We start from the raw sequence: 25,220 nt of genomic DNA on the forward strand, positions 1-25,220 counted from the left end.
ACCCCACGAAATCGCTCGCAAAGAACACTCGCGATTCCGCAGGGGCCCCGGATGAGCCTGTCGCTGCGGCCGATGCTCGAGCGGCTCCCGGCCTACGTGCCGGGCCGCAGCGTGCCGGGCGCGATCAAGCTGGCGAGCAACGAGACCTCCTACCCGCCGCTGCCGCACGTGATCGAGCGCATCGCCGCCGTCGCCGCGCAGGCCAACCGGTACCCCGACAACGGCGCCGCCGCGCTGACCGACGCCCTGGCACAGCGATTGGGCGTGCGGCGCGACCAGGTGCGGGTCGGCGGCGGATCGGTCGCCCTGTGCACGCAGCTGGTGCAGGCGGTCGCGGACGCAGACGACGAGATCGTGTTCGCCTGGCGCTCGTTCGAAGCCTATCCGATCATCACCGCGGTCAGCGGCGCGTCCGCGATCCAGGTGCCGCTGGTCGAGCACGTGCACGACCTCGCCGGCATGGCCGAGCGGATCACCGGCAAGACCCGGCTGCTCTTCGTCTGCAACCCGAACAACCCGACCGGCACGGCGGTCGGCCGCGAAGCGCTGGTCCGGTTCCTACGCGCGGTGCCGCCGGACGTCGTCGTCGCCCTGGACGAGGCGTACCGCGAATTCGTCGCCGACCCCGACGTCCCGGACGGGCTGACGCTGCTGGCCGAGTTCCCCAACCTCGTGGTGCTGCGCACCTTCTCCAAGGCGTACGGGCTGGCCGGGCTGCGGGTCGGCTACGCGATCGCCGCCGACCCGGCGATCACCGCCGCGCTGGCTCAGACCCAGGTGCCGTTCTCGATCTCGACGGTCGCCCAGGCCGCCGCGCTCGCCTCGCTCGAGCCGGCCGCCCAGGCGCAGATGGTCGAACGGGTGCGCGAGGTCGGCGCCGAGCGGGCCCGCGTGCGGGACGCGTTGCTGCGCCTCGGCTACGCCGTGCCGCCGTCGCAGGCGAACTTCGTCTGGCTGCCGCTCGGCGCCGCGACACTTGCCTGGGCCGCGCGGTGCGAGGAGCACAAGGTGGTCGTGCGCGCGTTCGCCGACTCCGGAGTGCGGGTGACTATTGGCAATCCGACCGAGAACGACGCCTTCCTGGCGGCCGCCGAGGCCCTCGCGCCAGCCGGCTGACCCGTCCGCGTCGCGGCAGTGGTCAGTTGCGCTGTCAGTGGGCGGTTGTAGGCGCCCACTGACCTGCGGAAGTGACCACTGACGGGTGACCACTGACGGGCCCTGCTGGTCAGGACCCGCCGTCGGCGGCCGCCTCGCGCACGGCGGCCGCCACCGCCGTCGGCACCGCCGGGTCGAACACCGACGGGATGATGTAGGCGCTGTTGAGCTGCTCGGCCGACACGCAGCGGGCAAGGGCGTCGGCCGCCGAGAGCAGCATCGGGGTCGTCACCTCGCGGGCCCGGGCGTCGAGCAGGCCGCGGAACACGCCGGGAAACGCGAGCACGTTGTTGATCTGATTCGGGTAGTCGCTGCGGCCGGTGGCGACGACGGCCGCGAGTTGCTGCGCGGCGTCGACGTCCACCTCCGGATCGGGATTCGCCAGCGCGAACACCACCGGATCGGCCGCCATGTCGCGCAGCCATTCGGCGGCCAGCACGTTCGGCGCGCTGACGCCGATGAACACGTCCGCCCCGCGCAACGCGTCGTGCAGGTCGCCGGTGACGCCGGCCGGGTTGGTCTGCTCGGCGAGGCGTTGTTTCGCGTCGTCTAGGCGCGGGTCGCCGGGGGCCAGGATGCCTGCTCGGTCCCAGACGAGCACGTTCTTGGCGCCGGCGGAGAGCAGCAGCGTGACGATCGCGGTGCCCGCCGCCCCGCCGCCGGCCACCGCGATCCGGGCTGTGGCCAGCGTCTTGGACACGCACCGTAGCGCGTTCGTCAGCGCCGCCGTCACCACGATCGCGGTGCCGTGCTGGTCGTCGTGGAACACCGGGATGTCGAGCTGCTCGCGCAGCCGACGTTCGATCTCGAAGCACCGCGGGGCGCTGATGTCCTCGAGGTTGATGCCGCCGAAGCCGGGCGCGATCGCCCGGACCACCTGCACGATCTCGTCGGCGTCCTGGGTGTCGAGGCAGATCGGCCACGCGTCGATGTCGGCGAACCGCTTAAACAGCGCCGCCTTGCCCTCCATCACCGGCAGCGCCGCGCCCGGGCCGATGTTGCCCAGCCCGAGCACCGCCGACCCGTCGGTGACGACGGCGACCGAGTTTCCCTTGATCGTCAGTTTGACGACGTCCTCCGGGTGCTGCGCAAGCGCCAGCGCCACCCGCCCGACACCCGGGGTGTACGCCATCGACAGGTCGTCGCGGGTACGCAGCGCCACCTTCGGCTGCACGGAGATCTTGCCGCCGATGTGCAACAGGAAGGTCCGGTCGCTGACCCGGTGCACGGTCACCGTGGGCACGCCACGCATCGCCTCGACGATCTCTGCCGCGTGCTCGCCGTTCACCGCGGAGCAGCTGACGTCGATCGTGACCCGGTCTGGTCGGGACTCGCTCACGTCGATGGCCGTGACCAGGCCGCCCGCGCCGCCGACCGCGATCGCGAGCTCGCCGACCACCGACGCCGACGGCGGCGCATAGATGCGCACCGTGATGCCGTAGGAAGCGCTCGTCGGCAGCGGGCGAGTCGGTCGAGCCGGGCCAGTTGGTTGGGGCAAGTCGCCGATCATCCCTCGATCCTGCACCTCCTGCCCGGACCGCGGCAGTGACAGGATGGAGGCAATGACGCCGACGAGCGAGGCGTCCGCCAGCCGCCCCGCACTCGCAGCACGGGGCCAGTCACAACGAGGTGACCCATGACCGGCACGCACGTCGGCGCCGACCCGGCGGTGTTCGCGCGCCGATTCCTCGCCCATGCCGCCAGTCAGCTGCCCGGCCGGCCGGGTGAGGCGCTCGCCCGGCTCGCCGCGGACGCGTTCGCCTTCGGGCGCAGCCGCCCGTGGGGCGAATCGCTGCTGCGGATCGCCGACCTGCCGGCGGCCGAAGCCGGTCCGCCGCGCGCGTCCGGAAGTGCGAGGACAGCACCGCCGGACACCGCCGTCGACATCGTCTGCGAAGACGCGCCGTACATCGTCGAGTCGCTGCGCGCCGAGCTGATCCGGCGCGGCCGGCCGGCGCGGCACGTGCTGCATCCGCAGCTGGTCGTGAGCCGCGATTCCGACGGCGCGATGGCGGTGCTGCACGACGTCGACGACAACGCGGAGCTGCCCGACGGCGCGCTGGTCGAGTCCTGGGTGCACATCGAACTCGATCCGGTGCCGGCCGACGAGCGCGAGCAACTGGCCCACGACCTCGACGACGTTCTCGACGACGTGCTCAACGCCGTCGAGGACGCGCCGCACATGTACAACCTGATCAGAGAGCTGGCCGACCGGCTGCGCTCAGAGCCTGGCGAGTTCGACCGCGAGACGAGCGCTGAGGCCGGCGCCCTGCTGCGCTGGTTGGCCGACGGCAACTTCCTGATCCTGGGACACGCCGCGTATTCGGCCAACGAGCTGGCCAGCCCTCGGCCGCAGGGCAGCGCGCGTCGCGAATCCGGGGTGCTGCGCGGCCGGGCCCGCGTCTCGCCTCTCGAGCTGCTGCCCGCGTACCGCAGCGGCGCGCCGCTGGTGATCTTCAAGTCGCCGTTGGTGTCGACCGTGCGACGAAGCGCGCATTACGACTGCGTCACGGTCGTGACGCCCGCCGGCGGGGCCGAGCCGCAGATGATCCACGTCTTCCTCGGCCTGCTCGCGAGCGCCGAGGACGGCACCGTCGGCCGGGTGCCGGTCGTGCGCCGCCGGATCGCCGAGATCCTGCTGCGCTCGGGCGTGCGGCCGGACAGCCACACCAGCCGCCGGCTGCTGGCCGCGCTGCGCACGCTGCCCCGCGACGAGCTGCTCGAAGCGCCCACCACCGACTTGCTGCGGCTCTCCCAGCTCGTGGCCGATCGGGCCGATCACGGCACCGTCGGCGTGTTCGCGCGCACCCACCTCAATCGCGACTTCATCACCGTGCTGGTCTACTTCCCGGCCGACCGGTTCGGCCCGGACACCCGCCGCCGCGTCACCGACGTCGTGTGCGGGCACTGGCCGGGCGAGCTGATCGGCGCCGACGACCGGATCGTGGAGCTCGGGCTGGCCCGGATGCAGCTGCTGATCGCGGTGCGGCCGGGCGCGCAGCCGCCCTCGCCCGAGCGGCGGATCGTCGAGGAGGAGGTCGCCCAGGTCACCCGGCGCTGGAGCGACGATCTCGCCGACCTGCTCGCCCTCGCCGTCGGCGACGACGCGGCGGGGCGGGTGATGCGCTCCTACGCGAAGGGGCTGCCCGAGGCATACAAGGAGGACTTCCGCGCGCCGACGGCCGTCCGAGACCTCACCCGGCTCGCCGAGCTGCCGGCCGACAACGGCCTTGCCTTCGACCTCTACACCCCCGGCAAGCACGACGCGGCGGACCGCCGGCTCAAGGTGTTTCGCACCGGCCGGGCGGTGTCGTTGGCGCGGGTGCTGCCGACCTTCACGTCCATGGGCGTCGAGGTCCTCGACGAGCGGCCCTACGAGCTGGCCGTGGGCGCCGGCGAGTCCACGTGGATTTACGACTTCGGGCTGCGGCTGCCCCGCGGCGTCGAGTTCGACCAGCAGCACGCCGACGATTTCATCGACACGATCCGGCTGCTCTGGCTCGACGGCATCGAGCAGGACGGGCTCAACGCGCTCGTCGTGCGCAGCCGGCTCACGTGGTGGCAGGTGAACGTCTTGCGCGCCTACGCCAAGTACTTGCGCCAGGTCGGCACCGCCTACAGCCAGGGTTACCTCGAGCAGGCGTTGGTGGAACACTGCGACATCGCGGTCGAGCTGGTCGAGCTGTTCGAGTCCCGTTTCGATCCCGACCGGGACACCGAAGCGCCGCTCGTCGACGGTCAGACGAGCCGGCTGGCACACCTCGAGGCGCTGCTGGCCGGCGTCGCGAGCCTCGACCAGGACCGCATCCTGCGCTCGTTCCTCGGCCTCATCAACGCCACGACCCGCACCAACGCCTACCGCACCGACGAGACCGGCCAGCGGCGCGACACCCTCGCTGTCAAGCTCGATCCGCGGCGGGTGCCGGACCTGCCGCAGCCCCGGCCGAAGTTCGAAATTTGGGTGTACTCGCCGCGCGTGGAGGGCGTGCACCTGCGCTTCGGCGCGGTGGCCCGCGGCGGGCTGCGCTGGTCGGACCGGCGTGAGGATTTCCGCACCGAGATCCTCGGCCTGGTCAAGGCGCAGATGGTCAAGAACGCGGTGATCGTGCCGACCGGGGCGAAGGGCGGGTTCGTCGGCAAACGCCTGCCCGACCCTGCCGTCGATCGCGGCGCCTGGCTGGACGAGGGCGTCGCCTGCTACCGCGCGTTCATCTCGGCGCTGCTCGACGTCACCGACAACTACGTGGTCAGCACCGGCGCGGACGGGGGCGCCACGCGTCAGGTCGAGCATCCGCCGCGGACCCGCCGCTACGACGCCGACGACCCCTACCTCGTCGTCGCCGCGGACAAGGGCACCGCGACGTTCAGCGACATCGCCAACGGCATCGCGATCGACTACGGCTTCTGGCTCGGCGACGCGTTCGCCTCAGGCGGCTCGGTGGGCTATGACCACAAGGCGATGGGCATCACTGCGCGCGGCGCGTGGGAATCGGTGAAGTACCACTTCCGAGAGCTTGGCGTGGACGTCTCCCGCGAGCCGTTCACGGTTGTCGGGATCGGTGACATGTCCGGCGACGTGTTCGGCAACGGCATGCTGCTGTCCGAGCAGATCCGCTTGCTGGCGGCGTTCGATCATCGGCACGTCTTCCTCGACCCGGACCCCGACCCCGCGACGTCGTTCGCCGAGCGCCGACGGCTGTTCGACCTGCCGCGCTCATCGTGGGCGGACTACGACCCGGCGCTGATCTCGGCCGGCGGGGGCGTCTACCCGCGGACCGCCAAGTCGGTGCCGATCAGCCCGCAGATTGCCGAGGCGCTCGGACTGGCCGAGGGGACGACCGCGCTCGCGCCGACCGAGCTGCTGCACGCGATCCTGCTGGCGCCGGTCGACCTGCTGTGGAACGGCGGCATCGGCACCTACGTCAAGGCATCCTACGAGCCGCAGTCGGCGGCCGGGGACAAGGCGAACGACACCCTGCGCGTCGACGCCAACCAGCTGCGCTGCAAGGTCGTCGGCGAGGGCGGCAACCTCGGCCTCACCCAGCGCGCGCGCATCGAATACGCGCAGGCCGGCGGCCGGATCAACACCGACGCGATCGACAACTCCGCCGGCGTCGACACCTCCGACCACGAGGTGAACCTCAAGATCCTGCTTGACCAGGCGGTCGCGCGCGGCTCGCTCACCCGTGACGAACGAAACCGGCTGCTCGCCGACGCCACCGAGGACGTCGCCCGGCACGTGCTGCGCGACAACTACGACCAGAACGTGCTGCTGGGCATGGCGCGGATGCTGGACCCGCGCATGCTCGGCGTGCACCAGCGGTTCATGCAGCGCCTGGCCGCGGCCGGCGAGCTGGACCGCTCGTTGGAGTTCCTGCCCGACGACCTGGAGATCGCCAAGCGCGAGGCCGCGGACGGCGGTCTCGTCTCGCCGGAGAACGCGGTGCTCCTCGCGTACTCGAAGATCACGCTCACCGCGCACATCGAGGACTCCACGCTGCCGGACGAGCCGTGGTTCCAACACGTGCTCGCGAGCTACTTCCCGACGGCGTTCGCCGAACGATTCGCCGACGAGCTGCCCAAGCATCCGCTGCACCGCGAGATCATCACCACCGCGGTCGTCAACGACATGATCAACCACTCCGGGACGACGTTCGTGCACCGGGCGATCGAAGAGACCGGAGTCGATGTCGGCCAGGTCGCGCGCGCGTACAGCGTGGTGCGCGAGGTGTTCGGACTGTCATCGCTGTGGACGGCCGTCGAGGAGCTCGACAACCAGGTGCCGGTGGCCGCTCAGCACGCGGCATACCAGAGGATTCGCCGGTTGATCGACCGCGCCACCCGGTGGTTCGTCGACCTGCGGTTCCCGCTGACCGACGTGGCTGCGGAGATCGAGCGTTTCCGGCCGGCAGTCGCGTCGCTCGGCGCCAGCTGCGCGCGCCTGTTGCGCGGCGCGGAGCTGCAGACCCTGACCGACGACGTCGACAACCTCGTCGAGCTCGGGCTGCCAGCCGGGCTGGCGACGCAGGTGGCTGAGCTGCTCAGCGCCTACCTGATCCTCGACATCGTGGAGATCGGACACACGACCAACACGCCGCCCCAGCTGGTCGCGCCGCTGCATTTCGCGCTCTCCGAGCGGATGCAGGTCGACCTGCTGCTGACGAAGGTGACCGGGCTGCCGCGCGACGACCGGTGGTCCACGCTGGCTCGCGCGGCGGCCCGGCATGACGTGTACGAGGCGTTGGCGGCGATGACCACCGCGGTGCTGCGCTCCACCCCGGCGGAGCTGGACATCGACGCGCGGATCGAGGAATGGACCGCGACCAACGCCGAACGCGTGGAGCGGGCTCGGGCGACGGTGTCCGCGGCGCTCGAGCGCGAGGGTGCCGACCTCGCGACGCTGTCGGTGGCCTTGCGGGTGCTGCGCAGCCTCGCCGCGGTCGGGTAGCTCTGGCGTCCAGCTATGAGCGACCCGTCGTGAGCCGCCCGTCATGACTGCCGAGTTTCCGTCGCCGACGGTGGCGGCCGCCACGCGAGAGCAGGTGCTGATCGGCTACCTGGATTACTTCCGCGCTCGGATCATCGACAAGATCGCCGGGCTTTCCGCCGGCGAGCAGCGGGCGAGCCGGCTCGCGTCTGGCTGGACGCCGCTGGAGCTGGCTCGGCACCTGCGCTGGGTCGAGCTGCGTTGGCTGCAGTGGGGTTTTCGCGGCGAGCCGGTGGCGGATCCATGGGGTGACGAGCAGGCCGGGCGTTGGCACGTGGAACCCGACGCCACCGCCGAGCACGTGCTGGCCGAACTCACCGCGCAGGGCGACCGGACGCGCGCGATCGTCGCGTCCGCCGACCTCGACGACGTCGGCGCCCCCGGCGAGCGGTGGGACGGCGCACCGCCACCGACGCTGGAGCGGATCCTGTTGCACCTGCTGCAGGAGTACGCGCGGCACCTGGGGCACCTGGACGTCGTGTCCGAACTGGCCGGCGGCGACACGGGCGAGTGACGCCCCAGCGGGTCAGCTTTGAGCTGCGCGGCTTGAGCACGCACCGTCCGCAGAACGGCTTCGGCAGGACGGCCTCAGCAGGCCAGCGGGACCCGCGCCCAAACCTGCTTGCCCTCGCCCGCCGGCTCGACGCCCCAAGCGTCGGCGAGCGCTGCGACGATCGCGAGCCCGCGGCCGCTGGTCGAGGTGTTGCTCGCGACGCGCGGCCGGGGCGCGTCTGCGCTGGAATCGAGCACCTGGACGACGACCGCGTCCGATGTGACGTCCCAGAAGACGTCGAGCTCGCTCGCGACGTCGCCGTCCCACGTCGGCCCAGTGTGGACCACCGCGTTCCCGACCAGTTCGCTCGCTACCAGTAGGACGTCGTCGACGGTGTCCGGCGCGATCGAGCGTCGGGTCAGGTCGGCAGCGATCGCCGAGCGCACCACCCCGGCGCTTGCGGCCTCGTGTCGTACTGCCAATTCACCCATCGCTCGTTGACTCCCCGCGTTGTTTGCGATATGTGCAGCAGTCTGCCCCGGGGTCTGCCGGCTTCAAACCTCGGCGGTCGATTCGGTGATCAAGCAGGCACCTGCGACGCGCCCTCGTCGAGCTGGGCGACGACCTCGCGCGGCCGGTCGGTGATGATCGTGTCCACGCCGAGGTCGCGGACAAAGGCGACGTCTGTCGGCTCGTCCACCGTCCACACGTAGACCGGGTGGCCGTGCGCATGGGCGCGCTCGACGAACTCCGGGCATCCGCGCAGCGCCTGCAGGCTCGGCCCGGCGATCGGCACGCCGCGCGGCAGCGATCCGTCCCGCCGCTTCGGCTTGATCTGGCGCATGAGCTTGACGGTCGGGATGTCCGGGGCCAGCAGCCGGACCCGGCGCACGGCCGTCTTGGCGAAGCTCATGACGATCACCCGGTTGTCCAGCTCGGCCGGCTGGCGCAGGTCCGCCTGCCGCAAATCCTGCGTCGCCCCGCGCCGGCCGGACCAGCCGAACCGGGCGAGCAGCTCGACGAGCGTCTGCTCGACCAGGCCGCCGTAGCGGGTCGGGTGTTTGGTCTCGATGAGCAGCCGGACGTCGCGCTCGGCGTCGTGCACGAGCCCCAGAAGCAGCTCCAGGGTCAGCACCCCGCCGCCGTGCTCGATCCGGTCGGCGGCGACGCCCTCGAGGTAGGGCGATTCGCCGAGCAGGTTGTCCGCGGTGGCCGGCAGGTCGCCGTGCCAGGACGAGAAGTCCAGCCGGTCGAGGGTCTCCAGGTCGAGTTCGCTCACCACGCCGCGCCCGTTGGACGTGCGGTTCACCGTGCGGTCGTGCACGCACACGAGGTGGCCGTCGCGGGTCAGGCGGACGTCGCACTCGAGCGCGTCGGCGCCCGACGCGATCGCGGCTTCGTAGGCGGCGAGGGTGTGCTCGGCGACGGCCGAGGACGCGCCCCGGTGCGCGACGACCATCGGCCGATCGGGCGGCTGGAGCGGAGCAGGCGCGCTGCGCGGTCTCACGTGGACCATCGTCACTCGCCGATGTGGCCGGGAGATGACGCGCATTCGAACAGCACGACGATTTCCCGGATACGGACTGCGGCGTGCGCGGGGTCAGAGAACGCGCGCGGGGCCACCGTCGTCGGCTTCCATCGGGCGGTGCGCGCGTGCCCAGGCGAGCATCCCGCCGGACATGTTCACCGCGTCGTAGCCCTGCTGCCGCAGCCATCCGGTGACCTGCGCCGAGCGGCCGCCCGCCTTGCACAGCACGACGATCGGGGCGTCCGGGGTGAGCGGACCAGGATCGTGCTGCAGCTTGCCGGGCACGCTGTTCATCGGCACGTGGGTGGCACCGGCGATGTGCCCGGCCGCCCACTCGTCGTCCTCGCGGACATCGAGCAGCACGGCGTCGGCCGGAATAGCGTCGACCTCGACGGCCGGCACTTCGGGCGGGCGCATGACGACCAGCCTAAGCCACCCGATTCGCTTCTCCTGGTTCCGCGCGGTTGCGAAATCTGGCCGAATCGCTACCGGACGGGACCAGGAGAAGCGCGCAACGCGCGCCGGGTCATTTGATCAGCCGCGACAGTCGCCGGTCGGCGAGCTCGCGGCCCTCCGTCTGGCACGTGGGGCAGTACTGGAAACTGCGGTCGGCGAAGGACACCGCGCGCACGGTGTCGCCGCACACCGGGCACGGCAGCCCGGCCCGGGCGTGGACCTGCAGTCCGCTGCGCTTTTCCGACTTCAACGTCGCCGCTTTCTGCCCGACCGAGCGCTCGACGGCGTTGCCGAGCACCGTGGCGAGCGCGGCGTGCAGCCGGCTCAGCTCGTCGTCGGTGAGCTTGTCGGCCAGCTTGAACGGCGAGAGGCGCGCGGCGTGCAGGATCTCATCCGAATAGGCGTTGCCGACGCCGGCCAGCAGCGTCTGATCGGTGAGCGCGCCTTTGAGCTGCACCCGCTGCCCGCCGAGGACCCGGGCGAGGTCGTCGCGGCTGATCGTCAGCGCGTCCGGGCCGAGCCGGGCGACGCCGGGCACCCCCAGCGGGTCGCGGACGAGGTATACGGCCAGCCGCTTCTGCGTCCCGGCCTCGGTCAGGTCGAAGCCGCTGACGGCGGCGTCCAGGGCGTCATCCGCGGCGTCCGGCGGCGGCGCAAGATGCAGTCGAAAGGCGATCGGACCCTTGCCGCCCGGCCGGGGCGGGGCGGGCGGCAGCGACTCGCGCCACTGCAGCCAGCCGCCGCGGGCCAGATGGATCACCAGATGCAACCCGCTCACGTCGAGATCGAGGAACTTCCCGTGCCGCGAGGCGCCGGTGACCTCGGCGCCACCGAGCGCGGACAGCGGCGGATCGAAGGTCTTGACGGCGTTGATCGCGGCGACGTCCGCGCGGATCACGCTGCGCCCCACCGCCCGCTCGCGCAGGAACGTCGCGAGCGCCTCGACTTCAGGTAGCTCGGGCACCGCAGCGGCCTAGCGGTGCTCGGGCAGCTCGGCGAGCGGAAACGTCACGCCGGTGGTGCTGTGGCACCGGTAGCCGAACGGGTTCTTCGCCAGATACTGCTGGTGGTGGTCCTCGGCGTAGTAGAACTCGCCGAGCGGGCCGACCTCGGTGGTGATCGCGCCGTAGCCGAGATCGGCGAGCTTCGCGCCGAACACCGACACCGCCTGCTCGGCGAGCACGCGCTGCTCCTCGCCGTCGACGTAGATGCCGGAGCGGTACTGGGTGCCGACGTCGTTGCCCTGCCGCATGCCCTGGGTCGGGTCGTGCACCTCGAAGAAGGTGGCGAGCAACTGCTCGAAGCTCGTCTGGTCCGGGTCGTAGACGACGAGCACCGCCTCGGTGTGCCCGGTCTGCCCGGAGCACACCTCCGCGTAATCCGGGTGCGGGGTGTATCCGCCGGTGTAGCCCACGGCCGTGGTCCACACCCCCGGCTGCTGCCAGAAGACCTCTTCAGCACCCCAGAAGCAGCCCAGGCCGAACACGACCTGCCGGTAACCCTCGGGGAAGGGCGCCTTGATCGGCCGGCCGGTGACGTAGTGGGTGTCCGGAACATCGAATTCGTAGTGGTCGCGACCGCGCAGCGCGCGCTCGGGTTCGACCATCGAGCTCTTGGGACGCGAGAACAGCATGCGTTCGAGGCTACGCACGACGTAGGCTCGATGCCATGATCGAGCATTCGACGCACTTGCTCGACGTGCGCCCGCTCGACCTGCGCCCGCTCGACATGTATCGGGTGGACCTGCCGTGACGCAGTGGGGGCTGGATACGCTGTTCAACCCGGCCAAGCGGCACATGGACGACGAGAAGCGCCGCCTGCAGTCGACCCGCGAAGAGGTCGGGGACAACTCCGGCGGCAAGCGCATCGACCTGGAGTCGGGCAAGGTCATGATCAAGAAGGCCGACGACGAGGACTCGTCGGAAACGAAGTCGGCCAAGCCGGAGAGAGCCGCCGAGCTGACGCCGGCGCAACTGCGCGCGGCTCGCCGTCGCGGTCGGGCCGTCTGAATCGTCCCGCTCGCCCGCCCGTCTCGCGGACAACTCTGCGGTTCGAGGTGGACGGCGCAAGAGCAGCGGGTCAAATAAGAGCTGCGGGTTGAACAAGACAGCGGGTTAAAGCGGAAGCCCCCGGTGAGCGGGGGATTCACCGGGGGCTTCCTCAAGCTTTGGAGACGTCCCGGTGAGCGGGGGATTCACCGGTGCCGACTCCGCGGCCAGCCGACCGCCTGCCGGTGAGCGGGGGATTCACCGGCGATTGATCAGCTGTTCTTACGTCCGCCCGGCAACTTTGCCGGGCTGACAGGCATAACGATGACTGTCCGTAGTCTGTTTGGTCAAGGTAAAAGTTCGAATTACATGCGAGTAATTCCGCGAAGCGAGTGACATACGAGCGAATTTCGGACAAAATAGCGCTCTCACGATGCGTGCAGTGCTCGTCACCATGCGTCTACCTCATGACGACTTGTGCTCGGCACTCCAGTCGCACAGCAGACCTTATTGGACATTCCGGGGCGACATTGGCGGACCGGAGCTGAGCGGTTTTCCGACCTGCGCCGACCGGTGTGCCCGTACCTAAGAGGGCCTAATTCGAACCGGAGACGAGCTGTTGTCGGCTGTCCGAAATGTCGGATCGTGCACGCTGCGTGAACATCGGCGCTGGCGACCACGTCGCCCGCCGACGACCCCGCCGCCGGCCGGCCAGGGACGAATGCCAGGGTGGGTGCATGAACCTGTTGCTCATCGGGCCGCCGGGCTCCGGCAAGGGCACCCAGGGCGAGCGCCTCGCCGCGCGGTTCGGCCTGGAGCACCTCGCCGCCGGCGACCTCCTGCGTGCCGAGGTGGAGAACCACACCGAGCTCGGCCAGCAGGTCAGCGAGCTGATGAAACGCGGTGACCTCGTCCCCGACAAGCTGATCATCGAGCTGCTGATCCCGCGGGTGCAGGCCGCCGTCGCCGCGAACGGCTACCTGCTCGACGGCTTCCCGCGATCGGTGGAGCAAGCCGTGGAGGCGCGCAAGCTGGCCGAAACGGCCGGCGCGGTGCCGGATGCCGTCGTCTATCTCGACGTTCCGCGCGCCGAGCTCGTCCGGCGCATCCTCGCCCGCGCCGAAACCGAGGACCGCTCGGACGACAATCCGACGACGGTGGAGAACCGGCTGCGCGTGTTCGACGAGGCGACCCGCCCGCTCATCGACTACTACCGCGAGCGCGGCCTGCTGCATGAGATCGACGCAGACCAGGACGCCGACGCCGTCACCGCCGCGATCGTCAGGGTGCTGCCGGACTGAGACAGGTCGCGCTCAGCCCTCGCCAGAGCTGTCGCCAGAGCTGTCGTCAGAGTTGTCGTCAGAGTTGTCGCCAGCGGCATCGTCGGCGCTGTCCTCGAAGCCCGGCAGCTTGCGCTTCATCACCTTGCCGGCCGGATTGCGCGGCATCTCGTCGATGAAGACGATCTCGCGCGGCACCTTGTATCGGGCCAGGTTGCTTTTGACGTGGTCCTTGAGCGTCTTCTCATCGACCTTCGAGCTGTCCGCGCCGTCGGCGAGCACCACGTACGCGCGCAACCGCTTGCCATAGTCGTCGTCGTCGACGCCGACGACCGCCGCCTCCTCGACCCCGTCGTAGGTGCCAAGCAGCTCCTCCACCTCGGCGGGAAAGACGTTCTCGCCGCCGGAGACGATCATGTCGTCGTCCCGGCCGTCGACGAACAGCCGGCCGTGCTCGTCCAAGTGGCCCATGTCGCCGGTGGACATCATGCCGTCGATGATCGTCTTGCTGCCGCCGCCGGTGTAGCCCTCGAACTGCATCGAGCTGCCGACGAAGATGCGTCCGGACTCGCCCTGCGGCACCTCGTGCTCGTCCTCGTCGAACAGCTTGATGCGGGTGCCCAGCGGCGGCTTGCCCACGGTGCCCGGAGCTGCGCGCATGTCCGCCGGCGTCGCGATCGTGGCGTAGGCGACCTCGGTGGAGCCGTACAAGTTGTAGAGGATGTCGCCGAACGCGTCCATGGTGCGTTGGGCGAGGTCGGTGGGCAACGCCGAGCCGGAGACGGCGATGACCCGCAGCGCCGACAGGTCGTGGCCGTCGATCTCGTCCTCGCCGGCGTCGAGCAGGCGCGCCAGCAGGATCGGCACCGAGATCAGCGCGTCGGCCGAGTGCTCCTCGAGCGCGTCGAGAATGAACTTGGCGTCGGTCTTGCGGGCTGTCACGAGGGTGTTGCCGAGCCCCAGGCTGAGCATCGAGCTGAGCAGGCCCCAGGCGTGGAAGCCGGGCGCGGCGAGGACGACCGCCCGGCCGGAGCGCAGCGGGATCTTCGACAGGTAGCCGCCCGGCAGCGCCAGCGACAGCGACATGTCGCGCGGCGCGCCCTTCGGCGTGCCCGTGGTGCCGCTCGTCAGCAGGATGATCTTCTGTTTCTTCTTCGGCCGCGGCGGGCGGCCGGATTGGGCGCTCGTGATCAACTGCTCGACGGTGTGCTCGTCGGACCCGTCGCCGTGCTCGTCGTCGGACCAGGCGATGTACTTGCCGCCGGAGGGCTCGACGGACTCGGCGACCTCGGTGAACTCCGAGTCGTGCACCAGCGCGGTGACGTCCTCGCGGTCGCAGACGTCGGCGAGTTGCGGGCCGGCGAAGTCGGTGTTGAGCAGCAGCGTGCGCGCGCCCAGCTTCGCGCCGGCGAAGATCGTCTCGAACAGGTAGCGGTGATTGCGGGCGAGCACGCCCAGACCGTCGCCGTCGCGGAAGCCCGCGTCGCGCAGCGCGCTGGCCAACGCCGAGCTGCGGCGGTCGAGCTCGGCGAACGACACCTGTCCCAGCTCGTCGACGATCGCCGGATGGTCGCCATAGCTCGCCGCGGCGAACGAGATCGCCGCGCCGGCCGGCCCATAGGCGACCACGTCGCGCAGCGTCGCAAGCAACTTGTGCGGCGGGGTCAGCGCTAACCCCGGGCCACGCGCCTGCAGGAGGGTGGCCGCGTAGCTTGCCTCGAAGCCGGCGCGCTCGAGCAGGCGTCGAGCCGGACCTACGACGTCGAAAGGTGTGCTCATCGCATTGTCCTACCAGGGCGGCGCCGATCCGCCCAGCCGAAGACGGTCAAGGGGTGGTGCGCCGCTTCTGATCCGAGTGGTTGGCGAGCGAGGCGTTCGCCCGGTCGAGGTCCTCGGGGGTGTCCACCTCGACCGCGGGCAACGCGGAGATGTCGAGCGCGGCGAACCGAACGCCGTCGAGCTCGATCGAGAGCTCGATGCCCCGCTCGAAGTAGTCCTGGGTGTCGACCTCGTCGAGCCGGGCGATCAGTGCGGCCTTGTCGCGTTCGGCGACGTAGTTGACCCCGAATGCCTCGCCGAGGCCGCCGACCACCGACTTGGACAACTCCTTGATCCAGCCGGCGTCGTCGACGGTGTACTTGACCTCTTCGTCGGCCACCCGGTCGGTGTTGACCGCGATGAAGGACTGGTCTGCGGTGATCAGCGGAATGGTGAGCGCAAGCAGCGCCGGGTCGAAGACGACGTCGCCGTTCATCCACAGCACGCCGCCGTCGCCGGTCGCTCGCAGGGCGCGGAGCAAGCTCTTGGACGTGTTCGTCTCGTCGTAGGCCTCGTTGTAGACGAACAGCACGTCCGGGTGGGCCTCGAGGATCATCTCCAGCTTGAAGCCGACCACGACGTAGACCTGCGGGCGGTCGAAGGCGGTCCGGATGCGGTCGAGCTGCGCCCCGAGGATCGTCTGGCCGTCGTTGAGGCGGGTCAGCGGCTTGGGATGCGGGCGCCCGAGCCGGGTGCCTCGGCCGGCGGCGAGCACGGCGACTTGCTGTCTCACGCCCGCACCGTGTCGGTGACTGCCCGTTTCCCCGTCAGCTCGCGCACGAGCAGCGATGCTACCGCCGGCCATGGTGGCGGCTACGCCGAAAGGAGCACGGCCGGCTCGGCTACTTCTGACCCGTTCGCCCATCGCGCTTCTCGTACGGGCTGGGCAGCGGGTAGTACGCCGCGAAGAACTCCCGCAGTGTCGCCCGCTGCTGGTCCAGCTGCTCGCGACGGCTGTCGATGTCGTTGAGGCAGAAGACCTGCGGCCGCTCGCGCAGGAACTCGTCGAGCCGGCGCGCGGTGTCCGGCCGGGCGAGATCCTGGTAGCGGTAGTGGATGTCCGCCGGAACCGCGCGGCCAGTCGCATAGGCGTAGTAGTGCGCGAATGCCGACGGGATCGACACATCGTCCGGGTGCCGGAAGCGCGACGCCGCCACCTGCGCGAACAGGTCGGGATAGCGGGTCTCCATCTCCTGCACGACGCTGCGCAATTGCGGCTGCGGCGCGTGCCGGAACTTGTGCCGCACGGTGACCCCGAAGTCCCGCTCGAGCAGCGCGCGCTGGTTCTTCGCGGCGCTCAGCACGGGCAGGTCGCGGGCCGATGGCGGGTCGAGATCGAGGGTGCCCTTGCCGAGGAAGAACTTCGCGATGCCGTTGGCGTGGAAGAACTGCTCGGGCGTGACGGCGCGGCCGAAGAAGAAGTCGTCGTTGAGATAGAGGTAGTGCTCGCCGAGCCCGGGCACGTGGTGCAGCTGGGACTCGATGGCGTGGGAGTTGAACACCGGCAGCACGCTCGGGTCGCCGAAGATCTGCTTGTGGTCGACGACCTCGATCTGCGGGTGGTCGACGTCGAGCCACTCGGGCGCCTGCCCATCGGTGACGATGTAGATGCGCCGTGCCCACCGCGCGAACATCGCCACCGACCGCAGCGAATAGCGCAACTCGTCGCGGCTGACGTAGCGCGCCGGATCGGCGGCGGTGACGTGGTGCTCTTCGGGGGAGTGGGGATAGGCCGCGCGGCGGCTCTGCCATTCGGGGTCGTCGCCGTCGACCCAGGTGTAAACGAGGTCGATCGGCTCGCGGAACTCAAACATCTCCGGCAGCGGGTCCTCGACCGGCCAGTGCCGCGGGCTGCGCACTGCCTGCTGCCACGCGTCGGCGGAAAGGTAGTCGACGACGTGGTTGGCGTTCGGCGCCAGTCGGGTGCCCGGCGTGTGCGGCTCACCGCCGGAACGCCAGCGGCCGGCGTGCGTGACCGTCGTCCAGAAGGCGATCTCACACGCCGTCTCCGACGTGGGGACCGGCGTGCCCTCCGGCGAGGCGAGGGCACGGTGCACCTGCACGAGGACCGGGTTCGGCTGCCGGCGCGGGTTCGGCCGGAGCACCCAGCCGGCGCCGGGCAACGCTTCGAGCGCGGCGAGGGCCGTCGGCCGGTCCTCGGCGGAAACCGCCACCTGCGTGACGAGGCCGCGCTGGCCCGGCACCTGGACGTAGCTGACCCCGGCAGCGTCGAAGGCCGCGGCGACGGACTGGGTGAGCGCCGCGCGCTCGGCGTGGGCGTCGTAGTCGGCCACAACGGCGGGGGCGACCTTGCGGTCCACGCCGTCCGGCCGGCGGACGTCGCGGTGGCGGATCCGCTGCGCTCGGCGCAGGATGCCCTCGGGCAGCGCGTCCACCAAGCGGCGGCGCAGCCGTCCCGACATGAATGCCCTCGTTCCGTCCGCCGCCGTCGTGTCACGGTTGTGTCACGGTCGCCGATGGCAACGCTACCTGTTGGCTTCGGCCGCCGATCGAGCATTCGCGTCCGGGCGCGCCTCGAAATCGGACGCGAGCGGGAAGTACGCGTCGAGGAAGGCGACGACGTCCCGGTCGGACACCGGTTCCTCGCCGGGTTCCGGCGAGTCGTTGAGACAGAGCACGTCCACGTCGCGGGCGGCGAGCACCCGCCGCATGCGGTGCAGCGCCTCCGCGGCGACTCCGATGTTGAGGTACGCGTAACCGAGGTCGCTCGTCGGGACGGCCCGGCCGACCGCCTGCGCGTAGTAGTGGAACAGCTGGTCCTGCGCGACGTCCTCGTGGTGTCGGAATCTGCGCCGGGCTGTTGCGCCGAGGACGTCGGCGAAGCGGTCCTCGAGCTCGTAGTTGACGCTGCGCAGCTGCGGATAGGGCGTGTGCCGCAGCGCCGTCGACACCGAGCGGCGCAGCTCCGCCTCCAGCAGACTGCGGATGTTCTTCGTGATGTTGATCTGCGGCTGTTCGCCGGCGTGCGCGGGCCCGAACGGACGGGTCAGCGCGGCCGGGAAGACCAACGCCTGCCCGCTGCCGAGGAAGAACGTCTCGGGCCGCACGTCGCGGCCGAGGAAGACGTCGTCGTTGAAGTACAGGTAGTGCTCGGACAGGTCCGGGATGTGGTGCAGCTGGCTGATGATCGCGCTCGAGTTGAACACCGGCAGCGCCGACGCGTCGGTGTAGATGTCGCGGTGGTCGACAACGGTGAGCCGCGGATGGTCGCGCCGCAGCCAGGCCGGCGACTGGGCATCGGTCACCAGGTAGACGTGCCGGATCCACGGCGCGTAGCTGTCCAGCGAGCGCAATGAGTAGCGCAGCTCGTCGCGATTGGCGTAGCGGTGCGCGCCCTGCGCGGCGGGGTGGTACTCGACGCCGTGCTCGGCCGCGCGGGCGCGTGCCATCCGCTCGCGCCAGGCGGGATCGTCGCCGTCCACCCACGTGTAAACGGCGTCGATCGGGAAGTCGACCTCGCCGAGGAACGTCTGGTCGAACAGCGCGATCGACGGGCGGTCGCGGCCCTCGGCGCGGATGGTCGCCGGCGCGAGGAAGCTCGCGTCGGCCCGGGCGGCCGCCGCGTTGACGGCCGGCGCGACGACGTCGCCGCCGTCGCGCGTCCAGAACTCGATCTGGACGCCGTGTTCCAGGCCGTACTCCAGCGCCCCGTCGGCGACCGACCAGAACCGGGCGAGCAGGAGCGACGGGCAGTGTTCCGGGATCGCCGCGACCGCGGCTGCGGAGTGCGGCGCCACCGGCTGCCGGCCGACCGAGTCCGGATACTGCTGCTGCAGGTGCAGCCCCGGTCCGGGCAGCGCGGCCAGCGCGTCGAGCGCGGCCCGGCGACTGCCGGGCGCCACACCGAGGGTCGCCCCCGGCCAGCGCGAGTTCTTGATCAGGAACGCTCCGGCGCCGGCGCGGGCGAAGGCGTCGAGCAGCGCGTCGAGCAGCATCGCCGTAGCCTCGCGTGGCTGCAGGTGCTCGATCACGACGTGCTCACGGCCGCCGACGACCCGCAGGTCGGTCGGCCGGGTGGCGCTCACCGCATCGCCCGCACGCCGGCCGGTGGCGGCGGCGCGGCAAGAGCTTCGCCGAACAGCGCGCGCAGCTCCTCGTGCGCGGCCTGGGTCAGCGAGCCGGCCGTCCGCGCGGCGGCGCCGGCCCGCAACGTGGCGGCCAGCGACGGGTGGGCAAGCCCGCGCAGATCCGCGGCCAGCGAGCGCGGATCGGCAAGGTCGAACAGCCAACCGTTCTGGCCGTGGCGGACGTGTCGGGCGGCTGCCGGCACGGTGCGCGCGGCGGCGACGGGCACGCCGGCGGCCAGCGCCTCGAGCACGGACAGGCCGTTCGCGTCGCCGTCGTCGAGCCGGACCAGGTAGTCGGCGCGCGACATCAGCACCGGCACATCGTGGCGTGCGCCCAGCAGCAGCACGCGCTCGCCGAGTCGCCGGCGTTCGACCTCTTCGGTCAATTCGGCGAGTCCAGGTCCCCACCCCGCGACCAGCAACTGCCAGTCGGCGAGGTCGGCGCCGGCGTCGGCGCTGGCGTAGGCGAGCGCCGCGACGAGGTCCCGCACCGCGGTCGCGGCCGGCAGTCGGCCGACGGCGAGCAGCCGGCGAGGGCGGCGCCGCTCGGCGGTGTCACCCGCCGGGCTGTTACCCGCCGGGCTGTGGGCCGCCGGGCTGCCGGCCGCCGGGCTGTCGGCGGGGGTGTCGTCGGCGGGGGTGTCGTCGACCTGCGCGGCGACGCCCGCTGGCGCCGGGTCGGCGAAGTCATCGGCCGCGCGGACCTGGTGTGGCTCGAGCCCGGCCCGCCGGGCGAACGCCGTGGCATCCGCCTCGAGCGGGACGACGACTCGACTGGCCGTGGCGATGCGGCGATGGAACAGCTCGGCCTGCAACTCGACCTCCGGACGGGTGTGCACGAAGTGCACGAGCCGGGCGCGGCTCGGCAGCCTTGGAGCCGCCGCGGCGAGGGTGCGCACCGACGTCGTGACCACCACGTCGGCTCGTGCCACGTGCGCCTCGCCGGCGAGCGCGGAAAGCCGGGGCAGGCCGGCGAGCGGCGAACCCGCCGGCGCCCGCGACGTCGGGGCCGCGAGGGCGACCAGCGTGCTGTCCAACTCCGCGCGCAGGACGGCAGCTCGGCGCGCGGCCAGCACGGCGGCGCCGGACGGGTCGGCGGAGTCGACGAGCCACACCGCATGCGGCCGTCGGCTCACCGCTCGATCTCCACGGCGAGCTGTCCGGTGTCGGTCCAGCCGACCGCCACCGTCTGCCAGCCGCCGTCCCCGCGGACCCGGGTCTCGGCGCGCGGGGCGCTGCCGAGGCGCAGGCCGTCGACTGCCTCGACCCCGAGCGGCCGCCCGTCCACCTCGGCCAACCATCGACCAGCGCCGCGCCCGGCGAGGCGGGCGAGGTCGAGCGTGGCCCGCGCCGTGTCGCCGGCGCGCTCGATATCTCCGCCGGCAGCGACCTCGGCAGCGGCGGCGGCGCGGGCGTCCTCGCGGGCCAATTCGAGCCGGTCGCCAGCGGCGGCCGACCAGGCGACGACGAGCTCGGTGAGGCCGAGCTGGAGTCCGGTCACCGGCACGCTGACACCTGCCGCGCCGGGCCCGGCGCGGCCCGCGTCGGCCGGCGACCTGCCGGCCGACGGCGCGGGTCGCGGGCGGATCGCGCGGCGCAGGTCGGCCACGCGCAGGTAGCCCCCGGCCGCGAAGCGCACCCAAGCCGGCGTCCTACCCTCGGCGATCGCCAACCGGTATCGGGCGGCCGCGCCGCCCACCAGGTTCGCCCGGGCGCGAGCGAGCGCGCGACCGGTCAACGTCCGGACGATGGTGTCGGGGGCGCGAGCGGCTCTGCCGCCGGTCGTGGCAGCGGCTGCTCGATCGCGCGGATCGCCTCATACGTCCGCCGGGCGCATTGGCCGTCGCGCAGCGCGAACGTCTCGGCCATCCGCCGCGCGTGTTCCGGAGCGGGCCCGTCGGCCATCAGCTGCGCGATCGCCGTGACAGCCGCCGCGTCGGTGTCGACGACCGGCCCGAAACCGGCCGTCTCATAGCTCCAGGTGCCGCGGCGGTAGGCGTGCGCGCCGCTGAAGAACTCCGCGCGATCGAACTGGAAGTAGACGACCGGGCGCTGCAGGTAGGCCGCTTCGAAAGCCATCGAGGAGTAGTCCGTGACGAGCACGCCGGTTCGGGCCAGCAGCTGCTGGATGTCGACGTCGGCATAGCGGCGGACGGTCACGTGGTCGCCGAGCGGGCTGTCGTCCAGGTAGTCGGCCATGTTCGGGTGCGGCAGGAACACGATCTCCCAGCCGAGCTCGCCGGCCACCGCGTGCAGCTGCTCCGACTCGATCACCGCGCGCCACTGCCGCGCGTACTCGCTATGCCAGAAGTCGTCGCGCAGGGTCCGTTGGTTGGAGCGGCCCAACGTGTCGCGCAACAGCTCGCGCCGCCAGGTGGGCGTGATCAGCACGAGACGCCGACCGTCGGCAGGCACCCGCTCGCCCAGGGCCAGCAGCCGGTCGTGCCGAGGGAAGCCGGTCAGCTTGACCTCGCGCTCGGTGAATCGATAGGGCAGGGCCTCGCCGACGATCGACTCGTGCTCGTCGGGCGTCACGGTGATCATCAACTCGATCGGCTTGGAGTTGATCCAGGTCGACAGATCGTCCTTGGTGACGCCGTGCTGCAGGAACGTGTAATGCCAATTCGCGTTGAATCGGCGCGCTGGCAACGGCGCGACGATGTAGTGGTCGATCTGCGAGGACACCAGGTGCCGGCAGTTGAGCAGCGCCAGGGTGTGCCGGCGGGTCCGGTGCGCGATCAGCTTGAAGCCGGCCTTCGCCAGGCGGTCCCAGTCCGGGCTGTCCCGGTCGAGCACGAACCACGCGTTCACCTCCGGGTGGTGTGCGCGCAGGTGCTCATACAGCCGCTCGGCGTTGTCCTGGGCCTGCGTGTCGCGATCGATCAGCAGCCAGCAGTCGGCGAATTCCGCGCGCACCTTGGCCGAGCGCGCATAGCGGCGCAGCATCGCGGCCTTGGCCCGGTTGACGCGCTCCCGCGCCGCCGGCCGGACCCGGGCCGTCAGGTCACGCACCTGGTCGCGGGCGCCCGCCCCTGGTTGGCGAAAGGGCGTGCGAACCGGCGTCGAAACCGGCCCGTGCACCGGGTTGGGTTTCGTCGACACCCGCTTGAGGTCGCGCGGCGTCGCCTCGGCGGCCCGGGCGCCCAAGGCGTCGCGGGCGCCGCCGATCAGCAGGGGCGTGGCGGCGCCGGCCAACTCGAGGGCGAGCGTCGCGTCCGCCGGCAACCACGCGATCCGCTGGCGCATGACCGTGCGGCCGAGGAAGCGCACCGGGCGGTGCTTGCCGAAGACCGGTTGCACGACTTGCCCCCCGCTGCGCCACACTTCCGCGGGCGCCTCGCCGGCGTAGTAGTACCAGGCGCGGACCAGGCGGCGAGCAGGGTCGCGGATGTCGACCCGCGCTGCGCTCGGGCGGACGTAGGCGTCCTTGCCGCCGACGATCATGGCCGTCCGGACCTCGTCGCTCAGCCAGACGACGTCGTAGCTCTCGATCGTGGCCAGGTCGATGTGCCGCATGACCTGCCGATAGAGGTCCCAGAAGCGCTCGCTCTGCGCCGCGGTGATGCCGGCGGTCGGCGAATTCGGCCGGGAGTCGTGCCGGAAGAAGAAGGCGAGGTCATAAACGATCATCGTCTGCGCCCAGAGCGGCACTGAGCCGTGTCGCGCGCTGAGGTCGTCGAGCAGCGACAGGTAGCCGTAGCGCAGCAGATCGTCATACTTCTCCGGCTTGCGCCAGCTGCCCTGCACCAGCGAGCTCCCGTCCTCGCGTTGGCGGTACCGATATTCCGCCTCCGGCAGGAGGGCGACACGCGGCCGGTCGAACAAGTCGAGGTATCGGGCGGTGAAGTGGCCGTCCTCGAAGTTCGGGCGCACCCGATCATCGAAGGTCAGCCGGGCGTCGGCGATCGGTCCGCGGCGGTAGAACGCCGACGCCGACTGCAGGTGGAAGTCGGTCGGGCTGTCGGTCAGGTCGACGACCCGCCGCCCGCGGGCGAACTTGTGCCGCAGCGGGTGCTTGTCCCGCAGCTGGCCGGTGACGTCGTCAAGCAGGATCAAGTTTGCGCAGACCAGGTAGACATCGGCCGCCTCGGCCGAGGTGAGAAAGCCGCTCACCGCTGCGAAATAGTTCGGTGAGAGCACGTCATCAGGGTCGGGGAAGGTCAGCCACTGACCGCGCGCGGCGGCGACGCCGACGTTGCGCGCCTCGGACGATCCGCCATTTGGCTTGCGGATCAGCCGGCCGTTCGCGTGGCTCGTCCTCAGCCACCGCTCGGCGATCGCCGCAGAGTCGTCAGGCGAGCCATCGTCTACGAAGATCAGCTCGACGTCGGCGAGACCGGTGCTCTGCTCGTCGAGAGAGGCGAGGAACGCGGGCAGGTAGCGCCCGATGTCGTACATGGGAACGACGAGTGAGAAGAACGGCTCGCCATTCCGCTCGGACCCGGTCGGAGTGGCGCCTGCCGACTCAGTGACCATGGTGAGCCAGCCTAGACAAGCGCCGTGAGTGGTCACTTATAGCCGTCGGTGGTCAGCCAGACCCGACCACTGAGAGCGCGAATCGACCACTCACGCGGGGCGCGCACTCGCCACCGCACAGGCCGCGCACGGCGCGTGTTGGGACCGGCTTGAGCCCTGCGTGAGGCGCGGCTAGGGCGGGCGTGGCGATTATCGTGACCATGACGCGACGGCCCGGCCTGCGGCGGTGGCGTTGACGGCGCCCGTCGTGGCCGACGCGCCGCCGACATCGCAATCCCGGTTGGCCTATGTCGACGGCCTGCGGGCCGTGGCCGCGCTCTGGGTGGTGTGCAATCACGCCTGGCTGACGATCTACCCAAACGTGGACGAGCCGACGAACGCGCACGGCGTTCTGGCGCTGCTGACCGACTGGATGACGCTCGGCCACTTCGCCGTCGTCGCGTTCATCGTGTTGTCCGGGTATTCGCTCGCAATCTCCTCCGTGGCCAACCGGCACCGACTGCGCGGTGGGTTTTGGCTCTTCGCGCGGCGGCGCTTCGTGCGCATCGTGCTGCCGTACTGGGGCGCGCTGCTGATCTCGCTGGCGCTTGCGGCGTCGGTGCTTGGCCGGACCACCGGCACCCACTGGGACAGCGCGCTCCCGGTCACTGCCCGAGGCGTCCTGCTGCACGCGCTCCTGCTGCAGGACGTCGGGACGACCGGTCAGATCAACCACGCGCTGTGGTCCATCGCCCTCGAATGGCACAGCTACTTCCTCTTTCCGCTGATCCTGCTGCTGCGCAGGCGGCTGGGCCTCGTGCCGGCAACGCTGGCCGTCGTCGCGACGGCCGCGGTGATCTCGGCGCAGTTCAATGGCGGGCTGACGTTGTGGGCGGAGGCCAACCTGATCGGCTGCTTCGCCCTCGGCGTGGCAGCCCGGGAGATCGCCAGCCTGGACGGCGTCATCCGGCTGCCCGGGCGGCGAAGCGTCTGCCCGCCGTGGAGGCTGGTCACCTTCGTGGCGCTCGCCGGCATGATCGCGATCGTGGTGCTGCTGGGTGTGCGCCACGGCGCCCAGCGGAACAACGCGCTGCTCGAGCCGCTGGCCGGCGCCGCCACCGCGTGCTTGCTGATCATGCTGTCGCGGCATGCCTGCGGGTGGTGTCGTCGCGCGCTGTCGTGGCGGCCCCTCGTGTGCGTGGGGACGTTCTCCTACAGCGTCTACCTGCTGCACGCGCCGCTGCTGCAACTGGTGTGGCAGTACGTGCTGACGCCGTTGGGTCTGCCGCGTCGGCAGGGCGGCGGTCTGGCTGCGCTGCTCGTGGTCGGCCTGGCCGGATCGCTGGCCGCCGGCTGGGGGTATTGGCGGCTGGTGGAGCGGCGGTGCGTCCGGTCCGGTGTCGACGGCGCCGGCGAGAAGGCGGCACGACGTCGTGGCAGCGCATCAGCGAGCCCGGGTCCGGGCGGGTGAG

Annotated in this window: 19 protein-coding genes and 1 CRISPR repeat array; of the genes, 6 read left to right on the forward strand and 13 right to left on the reverse strand. The window is 71.2% G+C overall.

Annotated features, from left to right (window positions below):
* Window positions 1-51: 51 nt before the first annotated feature.
* Window positions 52-1,116 (forward strand): histidinol-phosphate transaminase, encoded by a 1,065-nt coding sequence (gene hisC, locus ACFFBG_RS09405; RefSeq protein ID WP_375477949.1) that lies wholly within the window; start codon window positions 52-54, stop codon window positions 1,114-1,116.
* Window positions 1,117-1,225: 109 nt separating this feature from the next.
* On the opposite strand, the gene ACFFBG_RS09410 is transcribed toward hisC, so the two are convergent.
* Window positions 1,226-2,665, reverse strand: coding sequence for an NAD-dependent malic enzyme (locus ACFFBG_RS09410; RefSeq protein ID WP_375477951.1), 1,440 nt, complete (start codon window positions 2,663-2,665; stop codon window positions 1,226-1,228).
* 126 nt (window positions 2,666-2,791) lie between these two features.
* Here ACFFBG_RS09410 and ACFFBG_RS09415 point away from each other — a divergent pair, with 126 nt between their 5' ends.
* Window positions 2,792-7,603 carry an NAD-glutamate dehydrogenase gene (locus tag ACFFBG_RS09415; RefSeq protein WP_375477953.1) on the forward strand — a complete coding sequence of 1,604 codons (4,812 nt, stop codon included), beginning with the start codon at window positions 2,792-2,794 and terminating at the stop codon, window positions 7,601-7,603.
* A 43-nt stretch (window positions 7,604-7,646) separates the two neighbouring features.
* Window positions 7,647-8,156, forward strand: coding sequence for a DUF664 domain-containing protein (locus ACFFBG_RS09420; protein ID WP_375477955.1), 510 nt, complete (start codon window positions 7,647-7,649; stop codon window positions 8,154-8,156).
* A 74-nt stretch (window positions 8,157-8,230) separates the two neighbouring features.
* On the opposite strand, the gene ACFFBG_RS09425 is transcribed toward ACFFBG_RS09420, so the two are convergent.
* From ACFFBG_RS09425 to msrA, 5 genes are all read right to left on the reverse strand, one after another.
* Complete coding sequence (locus tag ACFFBG_RS09425; RefSeq protein ID WP_375477956.1) at window positions 8,231-8,626, reverse strand: ATP-binding protein; 396 nt, start codon at window positions 8,624-8,626, stop codon at window positions 8,231-8,233.
* Between the two features lie 89 nt (window positions 8,627-8,715).
* Window positions 8,716-9,651 carry a glycerophosphodiester phosphodiesterase family protein gene (locus ACFFBG_RS09430; protein WP_375477958.1) on the reverse strand — a complete coding sequence of 312 codons (936 nt, stop codon included), beginning with the start codon at window positions 9,649-9,651 and terminating at the stop codon, window positions 8,716-8,718.
* 84 nt (window positions 9,652-9,735) lie between these two features.
* On the reverse strand, window positions 9,736-10,080 hold the full coding sequence (locus ACFFBG_RS09435) for a rhodanese-like domain-containing protein (RefSeq protein WP_375477960.1): 345 nt from the start codon (window positions 10,078-10,080) through the stop codon (window positions 9,736-9,738).
* A 109-nt stretch (window positions 10,081-10,189) separates the two neighbouring features.
* Window positions 10,190-11,083 (reverse strand): DNA-formamidopyrimidine glycosylase family protein, encoded by an 894-nt coding sequence (locus ACFFBG_RS09440; RefSeq protein WP_375477962.1) that lies wholly within the window; start codon window positions 11,081-11,083, stop codon window positions 10,190-10,192.
* A 9-nt stretch (window positions 11,084-11,092) separates the two neighbouring features.
* A complete protein-coding gene (gene msrA / locus ACFFBG_RS09445) occupies window positions 11,093-11,752 on the reverse strand; it encodes a peptide-methionine (S)-S-oxide reductase MsrA (protein ID WP_375477964.1) in 660 nt (219 codons plus the stop codon).
* Between the two features lie 115 nt (window positions 11,753-11,867).
* On the opposite strand from msrA, the gene ACFFBG_RS09450 reads away from it, so the two are divergent.
* Together ACFFBG_RS09450 and ACFFBG_RS09455 are read left to right on the forward strand one after the other, a co-directional pair.
* Complete coding sequence (locus tag ACFFBG_RS09450; RefSeq protein WP_375477966.1) at window positions 11,868-12,128, forward strand: DUF6191 domain-containing protein; 261 nt, start codon at window positions 11,868-11,870, stop codon at window positions 12,126-12,128.
* 119 nt (window positions 12,129-12,247) lie between these two features.
* Window positions 12,248-12,374: direct repeats of the CRISPR family, unit length 23 nt; unit sequence CCGGTGAGCGGGGGATTCACCGG.
* Window positions 12,375-12,844: 470 nt separating this feature from the next.
* Window positions 12,845-13,408: an adenylate kinase gene (locus ACFFBG_RS09455; RefSeq protein WP_375477968.1), complete on the forward strand. Its 564-nt coding sequence runs from the start codon at window positions 12,845-12,847 to the stop codon at window positions 13,406-13,408.
* A 12-nt stretch (window positions 13,409-13,420) separates the two neighbouring features.
* On the opposite strand, the gene ACFFBG_RS09460 is transcribed toward ACFFBG_RS09455, so the two are convergent.
* The 7 genes from ACFFBG_RS09460 to ACFFBG_RS09490 form a co-directional block, all read right to left on the reverse strand.
* Window positions 13,421-15,166, reverse strand: coding sequence for an AMP-binding protein (locus ACFFBG_RS09460; RefSeq protein ID WP_375477970.1), 1,746 nt, complete (start codon window positions 15,164-15,166; stop codon window positions 13,421-13,423).
* Between the two features lie 46 nt (window positions 15,167-15,212).
* The gene (locus tag ACFFBG_RS09465) at window positions 15,213-15,938 is read right to left on the reverse strand and encodes an NTP transferase domain-containing protein (RefSeq protein ID WP_375477972.1); all 726 of its coding nucleotides are present in this window, start codon (window positions 15,936-15,938) and stop codon (window positions 15,213-15,215) included.
* A 109-nt stretch (window positions 15,939-16,047) separates the two neighbouring features.
* The gene (locus ACFFBG_RS09470; RefSeq protein ID WP_375477974.1) at window positions 16,048-17,628 is read right to left on the reverse strand and encodes a stealth family protein; all 1,581 of its coding nucleotides are present in this window, start codon (window positions 17,626-17,628) and stop codon (window positions 16,048-16,050) included.
* A gap of 63 nt (window positions 17,629-17,691) precedes the next feature.
* Window positions 17,692-19,251 (reverse strand): Stealth CR1 domain-containing protein, encoded by a 1,560-nt coding sequence (locus ACFFBG_RS09475; protein ID WP_375477976.1) that lies wholly within the window; start codon window positions 19,249-19,251, stop codon window positions 17,692-17,694.
* A complete protein-coding gene (locus ACFFBG_RS09480; RefSeq protein WP_375477978.1) occupies window positions 19,248-20,429 on the reverse strand; it encodes a glycosyltransferase in 1,182 nt (393 codons plus the stop codon). Before ACFFBG_RS09480 ends, ACFFBG_RS09475 begins: the two co-directional genes overlap by 4 nt.
* Window positions 20,426-21,031 (reverse strand): hypothetical protein, encoded by a 606-nt coding sequence (locus tag ACFFBG_RS09485; protein WP_375477980.1) that lies wholly within the window; start codon window positions 21,029-21,031, stop codon window positions 20,426-20,428. Before ACFFBG_RS09485 ends, ACFFBG_RS09480 begins: the two co-directional genes overlap by 4 nt.
* Entirely contained in the window at window positions 21,028-23,769 is a 2,742-nt protein-coding gene (locus ACFFBG_RS09490; protein ID WP_375477982.1) for a CDP-glycerol glycerophosphotransferase family protein, read from the reverse strand. The genes ACFFBG_RS09485 and ACFFBG_RS09490 overlap by 4 nt, the downstream gene beginning before the upstream one ends.
* Window positions 23,770-23,995: 226 nt before the next feature.
* Between ACFFBG_RS09490 and ACFFBG_RS09495 the strand changes: the two genes are divergently transcribed.
* Complete coding sequence (locus ACFFBG_RS09495) at window positions 23,996-25,219, forward strand: acyltransferase family protein (protein ID WP_375477984.1); 1,224 nt, start codon at window positions 23,996-23,998, stop codon at window positions 25,217-25,219.
* The last annotated feature ends 1 nt before the right edge of the window (window position 25,220 follow it).

It is taken from the genome of uncultured Jatrophihabitans sp. (assembly GCF_964251945.1).
Taxonomy (GTDB): Bacteria; Actinomycetota; Actinomycetes; order Mycobacteriales; family Jatrophihabitantaceae; genus Jatrophihabitans.

What these genes read in the sequence shown, in the direction of transcription:
- hisC (WP_375477949.1), top strand. Translation starts at nt 52, where the DNA reads ATGAGCCTGTCGCTGCGGCCGATGCTCGAGCGGCTCCCGGCCTACGTG.
- ACFFBG_RS09410 (WP_375477951.1), bottom strand. Translation starts at nt 2,665, where the DNA reads ATGATCGGCGACTTGCCCCAACCAACTGGCCCGGCTCGACCGACTCGC.
- ACFFBG_RS09415 (WP_375477953.1), top strand. Translation starts at nt 2,792, where the DNA reads ATGACCGGCACGCACGTCGGCGCCGACCCGGCGGTGTTCGCGCGCCGA.
- ACFFBG_RS09420 (WP_375477955.1), top strand. Translation starts at nt 7,647, where the DNA reads ATGACTGCCGAGTTTCCGTCGCCGACGGTGGCGGCCGCCACGCGAGAG.
- ACFFBG_RS09425 (WP_375477956.1), bottom strand. Translation starts at nt 8,626, where the DNA reads ATGGGTGAATTGGCAGTACGACACGAGGCCGCAAGCGCCGGGGTGGTG.
- ACFFBG_RS09430 (WP_375477958.1), bottom strand. Translation starts at nt 9,651, where the DNA reads ATGGTCCACGTGAGACCGCGCAGCGCGCCTGCTCCGCTCCAGCCGCCC.
- ACFFBG_RS09435 (WP_375477960.1), bottom strand. Translation starts at nt 10,080, where the DNA reads ATGCGCCCGCCCGAAGTGCCGGCCGTCGAGGTCGACGCTATTCCGGCC.
- msrA (WP_375477964.1), bottom strand. Translation starts at nt 11,752, where the DNA reads ATGCTGTTCTCGCGTCCCAAGAGCTCGATGGTCGAACCCGAGCGCGCG.
- ACFFBG_RS09455 (WP_375477968.1), top strand. Translation starts at nt 12,845, where the DNA reads ATGAACCTGTTGCTCATCGGGCCGCCGGGCTCCGGCAAGGGCACCCAG.
- ACFFBG_RS09460 (WP_375477970.1), bottom strand. Translation starts at nt 15,166, where the DNA reads ATGAGCACACCTTTCGACGTCGTAGGTCCGGCTCGACGCCTGCTCGAG.
- ACFFBG_RS09470 (WP_375477974.1), bottom strand. Translation starts at nt 17,628, where the DNA reads ATGTCGGGACGGCTGCGCCGCCGCTTGGTGGACGCGCTGCCCGAGGGC.
- ACFFBG_RS09490 (WP_375477982.1), bottom strand. Translation starts at nt 23,769, where the DNA reads ATGGTCACTGAGTCGGCAGGCGCCACTCCGACCGGGTCCGAGCGGAAT.